The following is a 3,735-nucleotide window of genomic DNA, read 5'->3' as shown; positions in this document are numbered from 1 at the left end:
TAGTTCTTCTTATACGTCTACTTCTATTGTAACGTTTTCTTTCTTGAACGTGCAAACAACTCCCCTTATTGCAGTTCAAATGAAAAAGGCTCCTGTTACAGGAGCCTTCACCATTTCTTAAGAATACGTTTCTTCTTTCTTCACTTGTTCTTTTACAAGTTCCGTAAGTAATTCAATAATCTCATCATTTTCTTCTTTTAATCCAACAGTAATACGAATACCATCATGCATACCAAATGCTGCACCAGAACGAACGATATATCCTTTTTTCATTAATCGTTCGAAAGCTTCATTACCAGGTATACCGAGTTTCAAGAAAATGAAATTCGTTTGAGATGGATAGTAGAATACGTTATATTCCTTACAAAATGCATAATATTGATTTAATCCTTCGGCATTTTTCTTCACACACTCTTGTAAAAACTGTTGATCCTCTATTGCCGCTACTGCTACCGCTTGGGCGATAGTTGATGTGTTAAATGGTAGTCTTGCTACCTCTAGCTGCCCAATAAGCTTTGCATCCCCAATCGCATATCCAATACGAAAAGCAGCTAATCCATATGCTTTTGAGAATGTGCGTAGCACCATAAGATTTTCGTACTTTTCAAGAAGGGGTAATGTTTGCGGATAATCTTCTGCCCCAGCATATTCATAATATGCTTCGTCCATAATAACGAGCGCTGACTTTGGAACTGATTCTAAAAATGAAAGTAATTTTTGTTTTTCTACATATGTACCTGTCGGATTATTCGGATTACAAATCCATACAATCTTCGTTTTCTCATCTACTTGCTGTAACATTGCGTCTAAATTGTGAATACCATTTTCAAGTGGTACTTCCCGAACTTCCGCTCCTTCAATAACAGCATGATGATAATATTGTGAGAACGTAGGATTCGCCATTACAACATTTGTTCCGTTATGTAGCAAAGCGCGACTAATCATTTGAATGACTTCATCTAACCCGCTACCAAATAAAAGTTGTTCCGCTTTTACACTTAAATGCTCTGCTACTTTCTCACGAAGCTCAAAAGCCGCCCCGTCCGGGTAGAGTGCATATTGATTGGCTAACGAAGTTAATGCTTCTGTCACACGCGCAGAGCAGCCAAACGGATTTTCATTCGATGCTAACTTCACAATTTTTGACAATCCATATTCTCTTTTTACTTCTTCAATATTTTTCCCAGGTACATATGCTCTCAAAGTTAACAATTGCTCTTTTACTCTCACTTTTCTTCCCCCAGTCATTGATATGATTTATAATGTCTTACTGTCATCTTTAATCATAACCGTCACCATTACGAGAATACCTTTAAATATGCATTTCATACCTGTTCTATGACTTTTTACACCATATCCTTTTGAAATGCTTCTAACGCAATATGAACAGTCTCATCTGAAATAGATACGACATTCACTCCCCCATATTCCTGCATAAGCACCATATGAATTGTTCCAGCATTTGCTTTTTTATCTTGTTTCATCAACTGAACGAGACGTTCTACATTCAAGTCACTTGGCATTTTTGGATAACCGTATTTCAAGAACCACTGCTTCATTTCTTCATAAGAAAGATCAACTTTGTACACTTGCTCACTTAAAAACATAGCAAATAGCATGCCAACCGCTACTCCATCACCGTGAGTAATATTCCCATATCCTAACTCTTTTTCAAGAGCATGTCCTAACGTATGCCCAAAATTCAAATGGGCACGTACACCTTTTTCTGTTTCATCTTGCGACACAATATTCGCTTTCACAGGAATCGCCTTCGTTAATATATGAATTAACTTTTCATCACGAAGATCCGTTAACGTTTGCACTTCTTCTTTTAACCAATGATATAGCTCTACATCACCAATAAGAGCATGCTTTATCACTTCTGCATAACCTGATCGCCACTCTTTTTCAGGAAGTGAATGTAAAAATGGCGTATGATATACAACAGCTTCTGGCTGATGAAACGCTCCAAGCATATTTTTTCCTAGTGGATGGTTAATTGCTACTTTCCCGCCTACTGCGCTATCATGAGCTAATAAAGTCGTTGGAACTTGAACAAAGCGAATACCACGCATAAACGACGCGGCAACAAATCCAGCCAAATCTCCAATCATTCCGCCTCCAAGTGCGATGATTAAAGAATTTCTATCTAATTTATTTTCAAGAGCCGAAGTGTGAGCCTCATAGAAATTTTCAAAAGACTTCTCTTTTTCGCCACTCGGTACAACAAACGAAAATACTTTTTGCTCTACTTGCAATGCATCAACAACTGTCTGTAAATGCAGTGATGCAACAGCTTCATCAGAAATGATCATTATGTTAGATACTGCAGGATTCATTTTTTGAATAAGCGTTGTTAAGTGTGACAACGCCTCCCTTCCAACATGTACATCATATTCTTTTGATTTCGTTTGAATATGTATGTTCTCCATTAAAATCCCCTCGCATATTCATTATGTTTCTCAATATTTTCACGTATAAGATCGATACGATCCAATCCAAATTGTTCAATTAAAGCTGTCGCGAGCTCCCAAGCGACAACAGCTTCAGCCACAACGCTAGCTGCCGGTACTGCACAACTATCTGAACGTTCAATACTCGCTGTAAAAGGTTCTTTCGTATCAATATCAATACTTTGAAGCGGTTTATACAATGTCGGTATCGGTTTCATAACACCGCGCACAACAACCGGCATACCAGTTGTCATGCCACCTTCTAATCCACCTGCATTGTTCGTTTTTCTTCTGTATCCTTGCACTTCATCCCAAAGGATTTCATCATGTACTTCACTTCCGGGTCTATGTGCTGCTTCAAAACCAATTCCAATTTCAACACCTTTAAAAGCGTTAATACTCATAATTGCCGCTGCTAATTTTGCATCTAATTTTCTATCATAATGTACATAGCTACCTACTCCGATTGGCATTCCTTCTACAACTACTTCAACAATACCACCGATAGAATCACCATTTGCCTTCGCATCATCAATTGCTTGCATCATCTTTTTACCGGCCTTTTCATCTAAACAACGTACAGGAGATACTTCTGTAGTACTTTGTAATTCCTCAATAGAGTTATATGTGATATTTTCTGCCTGTACACCACCAATCTCGACAACATGTCCCGCTACTTGTACACCTAATTCCGCTAATATTTTTTTTGCAACTGCACCAGCTGCAACACGAACTGTCGTTTCACGTGCGGAAGAACGCTCTAATACATTCCTCATATCTCTATGACCATATTTAATCGCACCATTTAAATCTGCGTGTCCAGGTCTAGGTTTCGTAACTTGCCTTTTCATTTCTTTCTCTTCCTGCTCAGTTAACGGCTCTGCACCCATAACCTTTGTCCAATGTGTAAAATCACGATTTTCAACAACAAGTGCAATCGGGGACCCCATCGTCTTCCCATGCCTAACACCACTTACAATTTGCACTTGGTCTTTCTCAATTTGCATGCGTCTACCGCGTCCATATCCTTTTTGTCTTCTAGCTAATTCTTCATTTATATCATTCGCTACTAAAGATAATCCTGCCGGAACACCTTCTAAAATTGTCGTAAGTTGCGGACCGTGGGATTCACCAGCTGTAATATATCGCATACGTTATTCCTCTTTTCGCATATGTATTTATCCCGCTACATAAAGTAACTATATTATCTTCCATCACTCTTTAAAATACAAAGAAATTATATAGTAAATCGAGTATTTGCTTTCCCTACTTGTAATTATTC

General features: G+C 38.2%; 3 protein-coding genes. All 3 read right to left on the bottom strand.

Annotation, left to right across the window (positions count from 1 at the left end; translation table 11 throughout):
- Window positions 1-117: 117 nt before the first annotated feature.
- The 3 genes from hisC to aroC all read right to left on the bottom strand — a co-directional run bounded on the left by hisC (window position 118) and on the right by aroC (window position 3,604).
- The gene (hisC, locus tag AB3X48_RS19065; protein ID WP_016104331.1) at window positions 118-1,230 is read right to left on the bottom strand and encodes a histidinol-phosphate transaminase; all 1,113 of its coding nucleotides are present in this window, start codon (window positions 1,228-1,230) and stop codon (window positions 118-120) included.
- Between the two features lie 116 nt (window positions 1,231-1,346).
- Window positions 1,347-2,432 carry a 3-dehydroquinate synthase gene (gene aroB, locus AB3X48_RS19060; protein WP_246908554.1) on the bottom strand — a complete coding sequence of 362 codons (1,086 nt, stop codon included), beginning with the start codon at window positions 2,430-2,432 and terminating at the stop codon, window positions 1,347-1,349.
- Window positions 2,432-3,604: a chorismate synthase gene (aroC, locus tag AB3X48_RS19055; protein ID WP_078181440.1), complete on the bottom strand. Its 1,173-nt coding sequence runs from the start codon at window positions 3,602-3,604 to the stop codon at window positions 2,432-2,434. The genes aroB and aroC overlap by 1 nt, the downstream gene beginning before the upstream one ends.
- Between the last annotated feature and the right edge of the window lie 131 nt (window positions 3,605-3,735).

Source organism: Bacillus sp. S4 (genome assembly GCF_040838205.1).
GTDB lineage: Bacteria > Bacillota > Bacilli > Bacillales > Bacillaceae_G > Bacillus_A > Bacillus_A cereus_U.
The sequence above is the reverse complement of the archived record's forward strand: the minus strand, read 5'-3'. Positions and strand labels throughout refer to the sequence as shown.